Origin of the sequence: Microbacterium sp., assembly GCF_041641055.1 — a bacterium.
Classification (GTDB): Bacteria; Actinomycetota; Actinomycetes; order Actinomycetales; family Microbacteriaceae; genus Microbacterium.
In genome coordinates, this window is sequence record NZ_JBEPZB010000004.1 from 95439 (window position 1) to 109845 (window position 14407).

At 70.0% G+C, this 14407-nt stretch carries 12 protein-coding genes; 7 read left to right on the forward strand and 5 right to left on the reverse strand.

The annotated features are described in order from the left end of the window. Positions 1-11: 11 nt before the first annotated feature. Positions 12-821: an RDD family protein gene (locus ACESK8_RS03985; RefSeq protein ID WP_372967369.1), complete on the forward strand. Its 810-nt coding sequence runs from the start codon at positions 12-14 to the stop codon at positions 819-821. Positions 822-851: 30 nt separating this feature from the next. Here ACESK8_RS03985 and ACESK8_RS03990 read toward each other — a convergent pair whose 3' ends face one another. After that, a complete protein-coding gene (locus tag ACESK8_RS03990; protein ID WP_372967370.1) occupies positions 852-1058 on the reverse strand; it encodes a DUF3499 family protein in 207 nt (68 codons plus the stop codon). A 165-nt stretch (positions 1059-1223) separates the two neighbouring features. Between ACESK8_RS03990 and ACESK8_RS03995 the strand changes: the two genes are divergently transcribed. Further along, entirely contained in the window at positions 1224-1565 is a 342-nt protein-coding gene (locus tag ACESK8_RS03995) for a metallopeptidase family protein (protein ID WP_372967449.1), read from the forward strand. A gap of 26 nt (positions 1566-1591) precedes the next feature. Here the strand turns inward: ACESK8_RS03995 and ACESK8_RS04000 are convergent, their stop codons facing one another. From ACESK8_RS04000 to manA, 4 genes are all read right to left on the reverse strand, one after another. Then, entirely contained in the window at positions 1592-2974 is a 1383-nt protein-coding gene (locus ACESK8_RS04000) for a DUF5719 family protein (protein WP_372967371.1), read from the reverse strand. After that, positions 2971-6291 (reverse strand): glycosyltransferase, encoded by a 3321-nt coding sequence (locus ACESK8_RS04005; RefSeq protein WP_372967372.1) that lies wholly within the window; start codon positions 6289-6291, stop codon positions 2971-2973. The genes ACESK8_RS04000 and ACESK8_RS04005 overlap by 4 nt, the downstream gene beginning before the upstream one ends. Before the next feature lie 80 nt (positions 6292-6371). Next, positions 6372-6689, reverse strand: coding sequence for a WhiB family transcriptional regulator (locus tag ACESK8_RS04010; protein WP_372967373.1), 318 nt, complete (start codon positions 6687-6689; stop codon positions 6372-6374). Between the two features lie 168 nt (positions 6690-6857). Further along, positions 6858-7997, reverse strand: coding sequence for a mannose-6-phosphate isomerase, class I (gene manA / locus ACESK8_RS04015; RefSeq protein ID WP_372967374.1), 1140 nt, complete (start codon positions 7995-7997; stop codon positions 6858-6860). An 87-nt stretch (positions 7998-8084) separates the two neighbouring features. Here manA and ACESK8_RS04020 point away from each other — a divergent pair, with 87 nt between their 5' ends. From ACESK8_RS04020 to ACESK8_RS04040, 5 genes are all read left to right on the forward strand, one after another. Continuing rightward, positions 8085-9500, forward strand: coding sequence for an O-antigen ligase family protein (locus tag ACESK8_RS04020; RefSeq protein ID WP_372967375.1), 1416 nt, complete (start codon positions 8085-8087; stop codon positions 9498-9500). Then, entirely contained in the window at positions 9497-10795 is a 1299-nt protein-coding gene (locus ACESK8_RS04025; RefSeq protein WP_372967376.1) for an O-antigen ligase family protein, read from the forward strand. Before ACESK8_RS04020 ends, ACESK8_RS04025 begins: the two co-directional genes overlap by 4 nt. Before the next feature lie 130 nt (positions 10796-10925). After that, on the forward strand, positions 10926-12836 hold the full coding sequence (locus tag ACESK8_RS04030) for a glycosyltransferase (protein WP_372967377.1): 1911 nt from the start codon (positions 10926-10928) through the stop codon (positions 12834-12836). Next, positions 12833-13795, forward strand: a complete 963-nt coding sequence (locus tag ACESK8_RS04035; protein ID WP_372967378.1) for a glycosyltransferase family 2 protein — start codon at positions 12833-12835, stop codon at positions 13793-13795. The genes ACESK8_RS04030 and ACESK8_RS04035 overlap by 4 nt, the downstream gene beginning before the upstream one ends. Before the next feature lie 4 nt (positions 13796-13799). Then, positions 13800-14381, forward strand: coding sequence for a hypothetical protein (locus ACESK8_RS04040; RefSeq protein WP_372967379.1), 582 nt, complete (start codon positions 13800-13802; stop codon positions 14379-14381). Positions 14382-14407 lie beyond the last annotated feature (26 nt).

The window sequence follows — 14407 nt, forward strand, 5'->3', positions numbered from 1 at the left end:
TTACTGTACTCATGTCTGCCCCGCTCGATGTCTCCGATGAGGTGCTCTCCGGCGAGGCCGTCGCGATCGACGTGCAGCCGGTCGGGTTCATCCTGCGAGCCGCCGGCGCGCTCATCGACATGCTGGTCTCCTTCGCCGTGTTCCTGCTGACGGTCTTCCTGCGCATCTGGCTCCTCGACATCGGCGTCCTCGATGAGGCGACCGACACGATCGCCGTGATCGCGTCGATCGTGATCAGCTTCGTCGTCCTCCCGATCACGATGGAGGTGGCGCTCGGCGGACGCAGTCTCGGCAAGCTCGCGATCGGCGGGCGCATCGTGCGGATCGACGGCGGCGCGACGGGATTCCGACACGCCTTCATCCGCGCCCTGGTCGGGGTGCTGGAGATCTACATGACCTTCGGCGGCGTAGCCGTGCTCGCCGGTGCGTTCAGCGCCCGATCGCAGCGCCTGGGCGACATGGTCGCCGGCACCTACAGCCAGCGCGTGCGCACGCCGAAGCTGATCCCCTCGGTGCCGGTGCTGCCGGTCGAGCTGGTCGGCTGGGCACAGGTCGCCGATGTGGCTCGGCTGCCGGATCGGCTCGCGCGCCGCATCTCCCAGTTCCTGCAGAGCGCACCGCGGATGGTGCCGGCCGCTCGAGCCCGCGTCGCCCAGGACCTGCTGACCGAGGCCGCGCCCTTCGTCTCCCCGCTCCCCCCGGTCGCTCCTGAGGTGGTGCTCGTGGGCATCACGGTACTGCGCCGCGAGCGGGAGCGCCGCGCCCTGCAGAACGCCGATCGGCGCGCCGAGAAGCTCACCGGGCGTCGCGTCGGCCTCTGAGCTCGCCGACGGAGAGATCGGCCGGCAAGGTCAGGCGCGGAGTGCCTCGTGACGAACGACCAGCCAGCCCGCAGGGACCGACAGGCGGTCGGCATGCTGCGCGCACAGATCGTGCGCGTGCGGATGATGCGCGATACCCAGCGGTCCGAGCGCGGCCATCTGATCGCCGTAGTCGTAGGTGAGCGTCGCCACCGCTTCTCGCGCGCAGCCGACCTTCGAGCAGAGTCTTGCGTTCATCTCCGCCAGGTTACGTGTGCGAGGGCGCGACGAGCGGATGCCGCGCCGCCACGATCGACGGAGTCCGCCTAGACTTTCGCTATGCCTCGTCGTCCGCGTACCTCCGCAGCTCCGCGCCGCGGCGCTCGGCACGGTCGCCACGGTCGCCTCGGACGCAGCGAGGTCGTGCGGCCGCCGCTGGCGCCTCTGGACGGACGCATCGACCGCTTCGACCTCACGGTCGGGACAGCGGTGGAATTCCTCCGCGGAACCTGGCCTGAGCTCCAGGACGTCCGGTTCGAGATCGGCGCGATGCCTGCCTTCGAGGCGACCGACGAAGTGCCGCGCTGGTACCTGGACAGGGAGAACCGGCGGATCGTGCTGTTCCGACTGCCCATCGAACGACTGCTCCCTCCCGGCCACGACGACAACGCGCACCGGCGGATGGCGATCGAGAGCGCCGTCTTCCGCGCGGCGGCCGAGTATGTCGGTCGCGAGCCGTGGGACCTCGGCGGCCACGAGCACTGACCCGCACGCGGATCGGGCGCCGGACCTCAGGGGTAGACGGTGATGCTCTGCTGCGCCCCCGCGGCAGGCCAGACCGGCCAGACCGACAGCGCACCGGCCGCGGTCATCGCGACCGCGGCATGCACGGCACTCGAGGGCGTCATCCGGTAGACGGTCTGCGGTTCCACCTCGACCGATTCCGAGGAACCCGCCGGGATCGTCACGTCGATCGGCTCGCCGCCGTCGACCGGAGTGAGCTGCACGGTCGTCTCGGCATCCGCGTCGTTCGTGACCACCAGGCGCGGAGCCGGCCCTGCCGGAACCGACACGAGGACCTCGTCCTCGATCTCCGGTGCGGGCGTCACCCAGGCGAAGTCGGTCTCGGGACCTGCGCCGTCCTGCGCGCGAGCGGCGGCCAGTACCGGTGCGTCCGCATCGACCTGCACGCTGTACACGCCAGGATCGAGCATCGAGAGGGAGACCTCGGTCGGCTGGTCGGCCGTGAGCGGCACCGTGAACTCGTCGACCGTCGCAGCAGATCCCACCTCCTGCACCGTCACCACCGCCTGCGAGTCCGCCTCGGGTGCCATGAGCCTGAGGACGGCCATCTCGGAGTTGTCCCCCGGGCTCTCGAAGACCTGGACGCCCGGAAGCACCGGATGCTGCTGCGGGGCAGGCACCGCATCCTGCAGATCGATGCCGGCCGGGTCCAGCGTGCGGGTGAGAGACGACTGCAGCACGGCGCGCACGGGCGAGCCGGTCGCGGTGACCTCGACGATCGGGAGCTCCGATCCGGCAGCGAGCGAGGTCAGCGGAAGCGCGACCTGCGACTGCGCGGGAACGATCAGCGTGTTCGACGCCCGGACCGAGCCGTACAGGGTGAGGGCGACCGTAGAGGGCACGACACCCGGGTTCGTGAGGACGATCAGATCCTCTGTGCCGGTCTCGACCGTGCCGCCCACGAGCCAGGACTCCGTGCTTCCCGGCCGACAGGGCGCCGCCGCGAGACCGAAGAGGTCGGGCTCCGAGAGCGTGAAGGACTCGGTCCCGCCCAGCAGCGGTGCCGTGCGGCCCTCGACGGGACCGACCAGGCGCTGCGCCGAACCGCCGCCCGCCAGATCATCGGCGGAGAGCGGCGCGGACTCCGGTGCGCCCGCAGTGCCGTCGACAGTCACCCGCGGGGAGGCTGCTGACACCATCTCGAGGGGGTTCGAGGAGTCGCGTCCGATGGCACGGAAGTCGCCGTTGCACACCAGCACCGTGTCAGCGGGAAGCGGCGTGACCGCGGTCTGCGCCGGCTCATGGGCGATCGTCGGCCACGGAGCGGAGACGGCGAAGGCCACCCCCACGACGCAGGCGGCGGCGACGGCCGCCCCGGTCAGGACGCGAGCGCCGGTCGCGGCGACCCGGAATGCACGGTTGCCGCTCATCGGCTCTCCCCCTCGCGGTCGTCGCGGTCGTCGCGGTCGTCATGGATGTCAGGGGCGTCAGGGTCGTCAGGGGCCCCGGGGACGTCGTGGACGTCGTGGACGTCGTTCGGCACGTCGGCTTCCCCTGTGTCGGAGTCGGCGGCGTCGGAGTCGGTGGTGTCGGACTCCGACGCATCCGGGATCGCCGTCTCGTCGGAATACTCGGCGACCGTCGCGGTGTGGGAGTCGTCCGACGCCGGCGTGACATCGGCGGGCACGTCGGTCGGATCCCCGGTCGGCTCCTCGGTGGCCGGGTCGACCTGCTCGGACTCGCTGCCGCGGTCGGACCCTCCGTCATCGGAAGCGGTCGACGGGTCAGCGGTCGACGGGTCAGCGGTCGACGGGTCAGCGGTCGACGGGTCAGCGGTCGACGGGTCAGCGGTCGACGGGTCAGCGGGCGACACGTCCTCCACCGGAACCACGACCGCGTCGCCGTGGTCGCGGTCCTCCGCGTGCCGCGGCAGCACCAGCGGCTCCTCCGGAGCGCGGCCCACGATGCGGGACTTCGCCCTGGCGGCTCGGCGCGATGCCCGCGTCGGCACAGAGAGCAGCAGCGCGGCGAACACCAGCACGAGCTGCAGCGTGATCACGAGCCGCGAGGTGGCCTGCTGGCCCGGCGAGAGGTCGCCGCGGGGCGAGGCGTCGGCCTCGAGGCGGTAGAGGACGCCTCTGTCCGTCGATCCCGCCTGCACGAAGCCGGCGCGCTGGTCGAGCGCGGTCACGGCGGCGGTCCGCAGGATGCGCGCCCGATCGGATTCGTCACCCGCCACCTGTGCGAGCAGCACATACGCGATGCCCTCCGCCCCGAGCTCATCGGCCGCGTCGAAGTCGCGAGCCGAGAGCAGATCCACCGCGAGCGTCGTGAGGTCCGTGCCCTGAGGCTGGGTCGCCGTCGACAGCATGGTGGCCTGTGCCCCGAGCGTCTCACTGCCGCCCCATGCCACGAGCATCGAGAGACCGCCGTCGTTCTGCGGAGTGAGGACGAGGGTGCCCACGGGGCGGTCGTCCCCTGCTTGGGCGGCGACGTAGGCCGGAAGCGTGGACGCCGGACCGTCGCGCAGCACGGAGGAGCCCGTGTGGAAGGCGGCGAGCGCGGGCACCGCGCAGGCCGCGATCGCGAGGCCTGCCACCGCAGCGCTGAGGACCCGCACCCGCGGGAGCGTGAGCGCGGTGTCGAGCGTGACGAGTGCGGCGCCCGTCACGCCGATCCACATGAGGCTGAGCCCGGCTCCCGGCCAGATCGGAACCGCGGTCCCCTGAGCGAAGGAGACCGTGATGCCCACGGCGAGGAAGGCCGTGGCGAAACCCGCGAGCGCGACGACGAGGAGGGTGACTCCGGCTCGCCAGCGCGGGGCGACGGCCGAGAGGAGTGCGAGGAGCGCCAGTGGAGCCAGCAGGACTCCGGCCCAGGGCGCGAGGTCCGCGCCGACCAGGGGTACCCACCGCGCGAGGTCGGTGGTCGGGAAGCCGGTCGCCAGCGCGAGCCTCCCTGCGGGGTCCGCCCCTGCGTGAGGTCCGAGCCAGACGGCACCGGGATCGGCGAGCACCGAGACGAGAGTGCCGTGTCCGAGCTGCCAGATCACCAGCGGCGCGAACAGCGCGATCGCGGGCACCGGCAGCCAGAGCAGGCGGACGGCACCCCGCAGGCGCGCGCCGGCAAGAGTGATCCCGAGGGCGACGACCCACAGCACGAGCAGGGCAGGCGCGAGCGACGGAGCGCACGCGGTCACGGCCGCGAAGAGCAGGGATGCCGCTCCCGCCGCACCCCAGGAGCGGTGCGCCACCACGGCGGTGTGGAAAAGCCAGGGCAGGAGCAGATGGACCAGCACCGCGGTCGGCCGGCCGTCGATCAGAGCGGTGAGGAACGTCGGCGCGAGCGCCCAGACGACGCCGGCGAAGATACGCAGACCGGAGCGATCGGTGACGCGGGTCGAGGCGAACCATCCGCCGAGCACCGCGAGCGGGAGAGCGAGGATCCACAGCAGGACGAGCGAGAACGACGGGCCCGCCGGCCACAGCGACCCGAGCACGGCGACCACCCCGGCGAAGGGGTCGGCGGGGCCGACGACGTCGGCGCCCAGGCCTCGGAGTCCCCAGGCGGCGTCACTCCAGAGGGCGGCCACCGTGGTGCGCAACGGGAGCAGCGCGCCCCCGCCGAGCACCGGCCACGCCAGGAGCGTCGTGAAGGTCGCGATGCTCACCACGAGAGCGGCGAGCACGGCCCATGCCCCGCCGCCCGAGAAGAACCGCAGCTCGCTGACGGCGCCGCCCTCGCTTCCGTGACCGTCGTCGAGCCGGCGACGGAGATCCGAGCGGCTCACCCGCAGGGGCGCGATGCTCGACCAGCTCGAGGTGCGGAACGCCCTGATCCGCTGGCGGGATCGCGCGATCGCCGGGAACCGCAGCAGCACGGTCAGCGCGGCGGCCCACTCCGGGACCACTGCTTCGGGGCGCTTCCCGATGAGGTCGGTGATCGAGCGCCAGAGCGCGAGCGGCAGAAGGCTCAGCCAATGCAGAGGCACGGCGAAGGCGGGGGCATAGGCCAGACGACGGTGCAGCTGCGCGACGCGTTTCGCGTAGGCGCGTCTGCCCCGGCCGGTCGGCAGAGCCGCAGGCCCGTCCGGCGACACCGATACGCGGGCGGAGGGAGCGAGGACCACGCGTCCGCCGCCGAGGCGTGCACGCACGCCCAGGTCGAGGCCCTCGTCGGCTCCTGCCAGGGCGGGGTCCGGACGCAGCGCGTCCCGAACCTCCCCGCGGATGAGGAGGCCTCGGATGTCGGCGCCGAGCGCGTCGTCACGACCGTCGTGCTGTCCCTGGTCGAGCTCACCGGCGGCGAGCTCGACCGCGCGCCCGAGCCCGGTCATGCTCACCCCGAGGGAGACGATCTCGCGGTCGTTGTCGGTGTGCACGAGCTTCGGGGCCACGATGGCCGCCGACGGCGACTTCTCCAGCGTGCCGACGAGACGTTCGAGAGCACGCGGATGCGGAGCCGTGTCGTGAGCCAGCAGCCAGATCGCGGTGCCGTCGAGAACCCGCGGTCGCGCCAGCTCCACGGCATCCGCGAATGATGTGCTCTGGCGCGCCTCGATGATCCCCTCGACCATGCTCGCGACGGTGTCGCTCTCCCTGGCCGTGGTGGCGTCGCCGCACATCACCAGGGTGATGGCTGCCGCCGGTGTGCTCTGGGAGCGCAGGGCGTCGAGTGTGTGGAGCAGCTGCGCGCGGGCGGAGGAACCGGGGCGCGCCACGATGATTGCATGAACTCGGGCTGGCATGACGTGGTCAGCCTATGCGTGCCTCAGGTCCGCGACAGGGACCGGATGCGGCGTGGCCGCGAAGCGGCGGAAGAGTGCGCTCAGCTCGCGCGGCGCTTGAGCTTGCGGCGCTCGCGCTCGGAGAGGCCGCCCCAGATGCCGAAGCGCTCATCGTTGTTGAGCGCGTACTCGAGGCATTCTCCGCGCACGTCGCAGGAGGTGCAGATCCGCTTCGCATCGCGGGTCGATCCGCCCTTCTCGGGGAAGAAGGCCTCGGGGTCGGTCTGCGAGCACAGCGCATCGCTCTGCCAGGAGAGCGCGTTGTCATCGTCGGCCTCGGCCTTCCGAACTCCCGGAACACCGAGATTGACCGGATCGACGAACCAGTTCTCCGGTACGTCTGAACGGTAACCCGTCATCTCGCTCTCCAACCCTTTATTTCCGCCCCCTCGGCGGGCCGTGCTCAACTAATTACACCCGTGTCATTCGCATCGGTCAAGTCGCGGATCGTAAACCCTCAATAAGGTCTTGAAGGTTCTTGAGCTCGACACGGCGTGTCGCGACACCTCTGCGGCGACGCGCGTCACTCAGCGGACGCGCTCTCCCCCGGGGGACGCGACGAAGACCTCTCCGTCGCCGCTGAGCGTGAGTCGCGTCTCGTCGGCGGTGGCGAACACGGCGGTGCCCACCGGGATCGCCCGTTCGGCCTCGGAATCCGAGCGCACCGCCACGCCGCCGGCGGTGGCGAGCACCATCGTGGGCCCGCCCACCTCTATCGACACCTCGTGACCGCTCAGCGCGACCCGACGAAGCGCGAAGTCGTCGACGGGCACCTCGTACTCGGTGACGGCCCCGACCTCGGCCGGGCGGAGCACCGGCACCTCGCCCGTCGTGGTGTCGAGGATCGACAGGAGTTCCGCGACGTCGATGCGCTTGGGGGTGAGCCCGCCGCGCAGGACGTTGTCGCTCGCCGCCATGATCTCCACTCCGAGACCCGAGATGTAGGCGTGCAGGAGACCTGCCCGCAGGAAGACACCCTCGCCGCGACGCAGCACGACATGGTTCATCAGCAGCGCGACCACGACTCCCGGGTCACCGGGGTAGGTCTCGGAGATCGCCGACACCGCTCCCAGAGTGGTCGTCCACTCCCCCGCATCCGAGTCCGCTGCCGCCCGCACGGAGGCGACGATGTCATCGACCTCGTCCCGGGCGTCACCCGACAGCAGCCATCCGATCACGTCTCGCAGCACGTCGCCGGACTGCGAGAGGCGCTCGACGAGTGCGGCGACACCCGCGCCGCCGTCGAGCAGTTGCAGGAGTCGCAGCGTGTCAGGAATCGGCCGGAGTCCGCTGAGCGACTCGAATCGGTCGCTCAGCGCCACGATCAACTCCGGCTTGTGGTTGTCGTCACGGTAGTTGCGTGTCGGGTCGGCCTCATCCAGCGCCGCCTCCCGCTCCCACCCTGCGCGGGCCTGCTCTCGGGTCGGGTGGACCTGGATCGACAGGGGCGACGCTGCGGCGAGGAGCTTCAGCAGATACGGCAGCTCGCCACCGGTCACGGCGTCGAGGGTCCCGTCGCCCTGCACCTCAGCAGGATCACTGGGGTGATCCCCGAACCAGACCTCCGCCTCCGGCCCGCTCGCGGGCGGGCGTCCTTCGAGTCCGGCGAGGAGGGTGGTCGATCCCCAGGCGTAGTCGCGGGGCGTGTTGGTGAGGCTGAGGAGCATGCCACCAGCGTATTGGCACCCGAACACACCGTGCCACGGGCGACGACGTCGAGTGGGCGACCAGCCGCGCGCTGTAGCCTGAACCCGATGGCGCAGTACACCAAGCACCCGGTGGCGGCCCCGCCCACCGCGCCGGAGCGCGAGTCGACGGGGCACCTTCTGCTGCGCGGCTACATCATCCTGGTGCTGTTCGCCGTCTTCGCGCATTCCGCCGTGTACAACCTGCTCGGCGAGATCGGAGCCGCGATCGCGCTCGCGGCGTTCCTGGTCGCCACCCTCGCGATCGGCGTCCCGATGATCGCCCGTGGCCGCCCGCATGCCTTCGCATGGCGCCGGCTCCCCTGGGCGGCCACCGCCTACACCGTCCTCGCGCTGGTCTCGGTCGCGTGGTCGCAGTGGCGCGGAGCGACGCTCATCACGTGGGTCCTGCTCGCAGGTGTGACCGTGAACGCACTGTTCATCGTGCACGTGCTCACGTGGCACGAGATCGTCAGAGCACTCGCCTCCGCCTTCAAGTGGATCCTCGGCCTCTCGCTCGCCGTCGAGCTCTGGGTGGCGCTCGTCGTGCACGGGCCGATCCTGCCGAACTTCTTCGTCCGCCCCGAGGGCGAGATCGACGCGCACTGGTACTGGGTGCGGGGCAACCTGTTCGACGGAGGGCGCATCCAGGGCATCGTCGGCAACTCGAATCTGCTGGCCATCATCAGCCTGCTCGCCCTGCTCACCTTCGGCATCCTGTTCGCCGCCCGTGCTCGCTGGCGCACGACGCTCGCGCTGTGGGCGCTGCTGGCCGCATACTTCATCCTCCGCGCAGGATCGGCGACCGCCTACGCGTGCGCGGCAGCGGCCGGCCTGGTGCTCATCGTGGCGCTGCTGATGCGCCGGGCACCGACACCCGGGGCGCGCACGCGACTGTATGTGATCTTCCTCGGGGGCGGAGCGGTCGTCGCCGGCCTCGTCTGGCTCCTCCGCGAGCCGCTGTTCGCTCTGGTCGGCCGCAGTGCGGATCTCACCGGGCGCTCAGACAAGATCTGGGAGAAGGTCCTCGAGCGCGCCGCCGAGCATCCCGTGTTCGGCAACGGCTTCTCCAGCCCCTGGGTGCCGTTCGACCCGGCGTTCGAGGGATGGATCACCGACCACGGCATCACCGTGTTCCACGCGCACAACATGTGGCTGGATGTGCTGATGCAGCTCGGGGTCCTCGGTGTCGCCCTCATGGCACTCGCGTACCTCGGCCTCCTGTGGCGGTCGTGGTTCTTCGCCGTGGACCGGCCGAGGTGGGATCTGGATGCCGACCGCTCCTACTCCCCCCTCACACTGCTGCCGAGCCTCTTCACCATCGTCCTCCTCGTGCAGGGGCTGACAGAGTCGACGCCGATCATGCTGTGGGGCTGGATGCTCCTGGTGCTGCTGTCCTTCAAGATCAAGGCCGTGCCGCTGGTGGGCGTCGGCGAGCGCGAGCGCGTGATCGAGCGCGGCGAGAGAAGCCGGCGGGTTCCGTGACGTCTCACGGCGGACTGGCGCGACTGCTCGGCTCGGCCGAGTTCGCGCGCGCCTACACGGTCGCGGTGCTCACCGCCGTCTTCGCCGCGTTCACGATCGAGCGCGTCGCGTCGCCCGCGACGCTCGCCACCGTCATCGCCGTGCTGTGCGCGCTGGGCGCCTGCGTCCTCTGGGTGCGCCGCGAAGAGCTGTCCCTGCTGCGCATCGCGCCCTCCTCGCTGCTGGCCTTCCTCGCCTGGGCCCTGGTCAGCCTGGTCTGGACGACCGACAAGTCCGACACCGCCTTCGGGTGGATGGCGCTGTTCGGCTTCGCGTTCCTCGCGATCACGGTCGGCCACATCCGAGACACGCTGCAGACCGTCCGCGCGCTCGGCGACTCGCTGCGGATCCTGCTGCTGCTGTCCCTCGGGCTCGAGATCCTGTCAGGGGTGCTCCTCGACATGCCGTTCACCTTCCTCGGCATCCAGGGCGACCTGGCCGTCGGCGGGCCGGTGCAGGGGATCTTCGGCAGTCGCAACATGCTCGGCTTCGTCACGGTGATCGCCCTGATCACCTTCGTCGTCGAGTGGCGATCGCAGTCGCTCACCGCCCGCATCGCCGTCCCGTCGATCGCACTCGGCACGCTGCTCGCCTTCCTCTCGTCCTCGCCCACCGTGCTCGTGCTCGCCGCCGCGGTGGGGGTCGTGGCCGTCGCCCTGGCGATCGTGCGGCACACCCCCGCGGAGCGGCGCACGGTCGTGCAGTGGGTGCTCGGCGTCCTCGTGGCGATGGCGCTCACCGCCGCCTTCGCGCTGCGGCATGCGATCATCGCGCTGCTGGACGCCGGATCGGACTTCTCGATCAGGGCGACCCTGTGGAACACGATCCTCGACTTCGTCGCCCTCAAGCCGATCGAGGGGTGGGGCTGGTTCGGACCGTGGGCACGCGGCGAGTACCCGTTCACGTACATCAACTTCCTCCTCGACGATCACCACCAGAGCGCACTGAACGCGTACTTCGACGTCCTGCTCCAGCTGGGCACCGCCGGGCTCGTGCTGTTCCTCCTGCTCGGAGGTGTCGCGACCGTGCGGTCGTGGCTCGTGGCGAGCGTGCGCCGCTCCGTCGTCTACGCATGGACGCCGCTGATGCTTGTCACGCTCGCGGTCGACTCGATGTTCGAGAGCTTCACGCTCGCAGGCGCCGGCTGGTTCATGCTCGTCCTGTGCGCGCTGCGCGCCGGACAGTCCCGCTCGTGGCGCGAGAGCATCGACGCCGCACACACGGGCGCGATCCCCACCCTGCGGCCGGAACGCTGACCCGGAGACGCTGTCGGGCGGCGCGCTCCCCGGAGATGCCAAGCCGCGCCCAGTAAGCTACTCACTGCTCGTCGAGCGCCGCGGCCGGTGATCTGGCGCGTGTTGCGCGAACAAATCGGAGAATGAACCCTTGGTCCACATCCTGCAGAACGTCGTCTTCCCTCTTGATCGCGACCCCGACCTCCTGCCGCTGTACGCAGACCCCGAGACCTGGTCCGTCATCGAAGAAGAGCCCGTGCGCGTCTCCAATCGTGCACACCTCGGCAACATCCTGGGCCGCCACCGGGCGCGGATCGTCGCAGGCCGACGCGTCTCGCTCGGCACGTACTTCAACGCCTTCCCGGCCGCGTACTGGCAGCACTGGACCAGCGTCCGCGAGATCCGGCTGACGGTGCGGACCAGTGGCCCGGCGACGATCCTGGTGTACCGCTCGAACGGCGCCGGCATCCGCCAGCGCGTGGCCACGCGCGAGGTGAGCGGAGACGCCTCGACCTCGTTCGATCTCGACCTCACCCAGTACAGCGACGGCGGATGGATCTGGTTCGACGTCGTCGCGGATGAGAAGCACGCCGTGCTCGAGGGTGCGGAGTGGACCACCGAGCAGGAGCCCGCCCGCGCGGGCAAGGCCTCACTCGGCATCACCACCTACAACAAGCCCGACTACTGCGTCGAGACCCTGCGGGCTCTCGCCTCCTCGCCGGACGCGCTCGAGTTCGTCGACCGGATCTTCCTCGTCGACCAGGGCACGCAGCTCGTCGCCGACCAGGACGGCTACGACGAGGTCGCCGAGCATCTCGGTGAGACGCTGCAGGTCATCCGTCAGCCGAATCTCGGCGGCTCCGGCGGCTTCGCCCGTGCCATGCACGAGTCGCTGCAGCGGCCGGAAAGCGACTTCGTGCAGCTGCTCGACGACGACGTCCGCCTGGAACCGGAGTCGCTGCGCCGCTCGATCGTCTTCGGACAGTACGCGACCACTCCCGTCCTCGTGGGCGGCCACATGTTCGACCTCCTCGATCGCCCGAAGCTGCACGGCTGGGCCGAGGTCGTCGACGAGCATCCGTTCATGTGGCGCAACCTGTACCAGGAGAAGATGCCCCACGACTTCGGCGTCGCGAACCTTCGTCAGTCTCCACTGCTGCACATGCGGATGGACTCCGATTACAACGGGTGGTGGATGTGCCTGATCCCCCTCGACGCCGTGCGCAAGGTGGGCCTGTCCCTGCCCGCGTTCATCAAGTGGGACGATGCCGAGTTCTGCCTCCGAGCCGGCGAGGCGGGCTTCCCCACGGTCTCGATGCCCGGAGTCGCGCTCTGGCACGTGTCCTGGGTCAACAAGGACGACACGATCGACTGGCAGGCGTACTTCCACGCCCGCAACCGCATCGTCGCAGGTCTGCTGCACTCGAACGCGCCTCGAGGTGGCCGCCTCCTGACGCACAGCCGTCGAGTCGACCTGAAGCACCTGATGATGATGCAGTACTACCCCGTGGCTCTGCGGGCCCGCGCGTTGGAGGACGTGCTCTCGGGTCCCGATCACATGCGAGGCAACCTCGCGACGGCGATGCCGGCCGCACGCGCCCTGGCGGCCGAGTTCCCCGAGACGGTCGTACACCGTGACCCCGCCAGGGTGCTGCATTCCCGGCACGGACGTCAGGTGTACAAGAGGCTCCCGAAGAACGATTTCGACAACCCCAAGGGGCTTCGTCTGCGGTGGTTCACACTGTCCACGCTCCTCTCGCACTGGGTGCACCGACCGGACCCCGCGAACGTCGAGCAGCCGGAGGTCGAGTTCGGCAAGGATGACGCGCACTGGTGGCGCGTCCCCCTCTTCGACAGCGCGCTCGTCAGCGCCGCGGACGGCTCCGGCAAGAACATCTACACCCGCGACAGGGCGAAGTACCGCAGAATGCTGCGCGACACCGTCCGCCTGCACGCCCAGCTGCGGCGGAGGTGGCCCGAGCTGCAGCGCGAATACCGCGAGGCGCTGCCCGAGCTCGTGTCCCCTGAGTCGTGGGCTGAGATCTTCGAGGAGAAGGCATGACCGCGGCATCCGCCGAGTTCGACCCGGCGTCGGCGACCATCGTCATCGTCACCTTCAACCGCTCGCACCTGCTGACCGGGCTGCTCGAGAGCATCACGGCGATGAGCCCGCAGCCGGGCCATGTGGTCGTGATCGACAATGCCTCATCCGACGACACGACCGAGGTCGTGGAGTCCTTCCGCCCCCGGCTGGGCACCGAGCTCGTCTATCGGCGCCTGGAGACCAACACCGGCGGCTCCGGCGGCTTCAGCGAGGGTATGCGCACGGCCTACGAGCTGGGGTCCGAGTGGATCTGGATGATGGACGACGATGTCGAAGTGGTGCCGGACGGCCTGGCGAAGATGGGCAAGTGGGCACCGCGTTTCAAGAGCATCCAGGGCCGCCGCTACGACTACGACGGCAGCGAGTTCTATTGGCAGTACCGGATCGCAGAGCGGATGGGGATCCCGATCCCCTTCGCGCCGTCGGGTTTCGATTCCTCCGGCTACAAGGAGATGAACAGCGGATGCTTCGAGGGCATGTTCATCCATCGCTCGATCGTGAAACAGATCGGCCTTCCCGATCCGCGCTTCTTCATCTACTGGGATGACCAGATGTACGGCTGGCTCGCCTCCCGCAAGACCACCGCGGTGATCGTCGACGAGTTCGTGCTGCGTCGCACCCGCGAGATCAAGCAGTGGGACATGGGCATCCGGCACATGAACGCCTCGAGCAACGCGTACCGCTTCTACATCATGCGCAACCGCGCGTACATCAAGCAGTACTACCGCGTGCATGACAACTACAACCCGGTGCTGTTCGGGCTCGGGACGGCGATGACGTTCGCGAAGGAGCTCATCCGACTCCTGTTCGTCGAGCGCACCGTCCGCGGCACCAGCAATCTCTTCCGCGGGCTCAGGGAGGGCGGCCGCCTCGGCCGCGACCGCACCTGGCAGCCCATGGCTCCCCTGGAGGCATGAACCGATGACCGACGAACAGCAGCCCGAACTCCGCTGGGCTCCGCTGCCCCCGAAACCGAGCAACCGCGGACGCATCTGGCTGATCGTCGGCATCGTGGTCGCCGCGCTGGCGATCGTCGGCGTGCTGCTGTTCCTCTTCCTGCCGCGCGGAGCGGCCCCTGAGCCGGTCGCGTCGCCCTCGGCGTCCGCCACTCCGAGCGCGTCGCCGACGCCCACCGAGACGGCGGAGCCCACGGAGCCCCCCGTGCAGACGGAAGCTCCGCCCGTCGTCGATCCGAGCGTCGAGGCTTTCCGTACGCAGGTCGCTCCCCGACTGCAGGACGCGTCCACGGGACTCGACCTCGTCGAGAGTTCCAGCGGACAGGACGCGATGTCGATCGTCGATCAGCTGCAGTTCGATCTGCAGAGTCTCGCCGACACTCCCGCGCCGTCGTCGATCCGCACGCAGTGGGACGACGGCCTGTCGAGCTACTCGCAGCAGCTCACCGACCTGCGTTCGGCGCTGAGCGCAGGATCGAGTCCCGCTGCCGCGCTCGACGGAGCCCGTACAGCTCTGCAGAACCTCGACGACCTCGTCGGCCGATGACCTGAAGGGTCGCGTGCGCCGCCCGG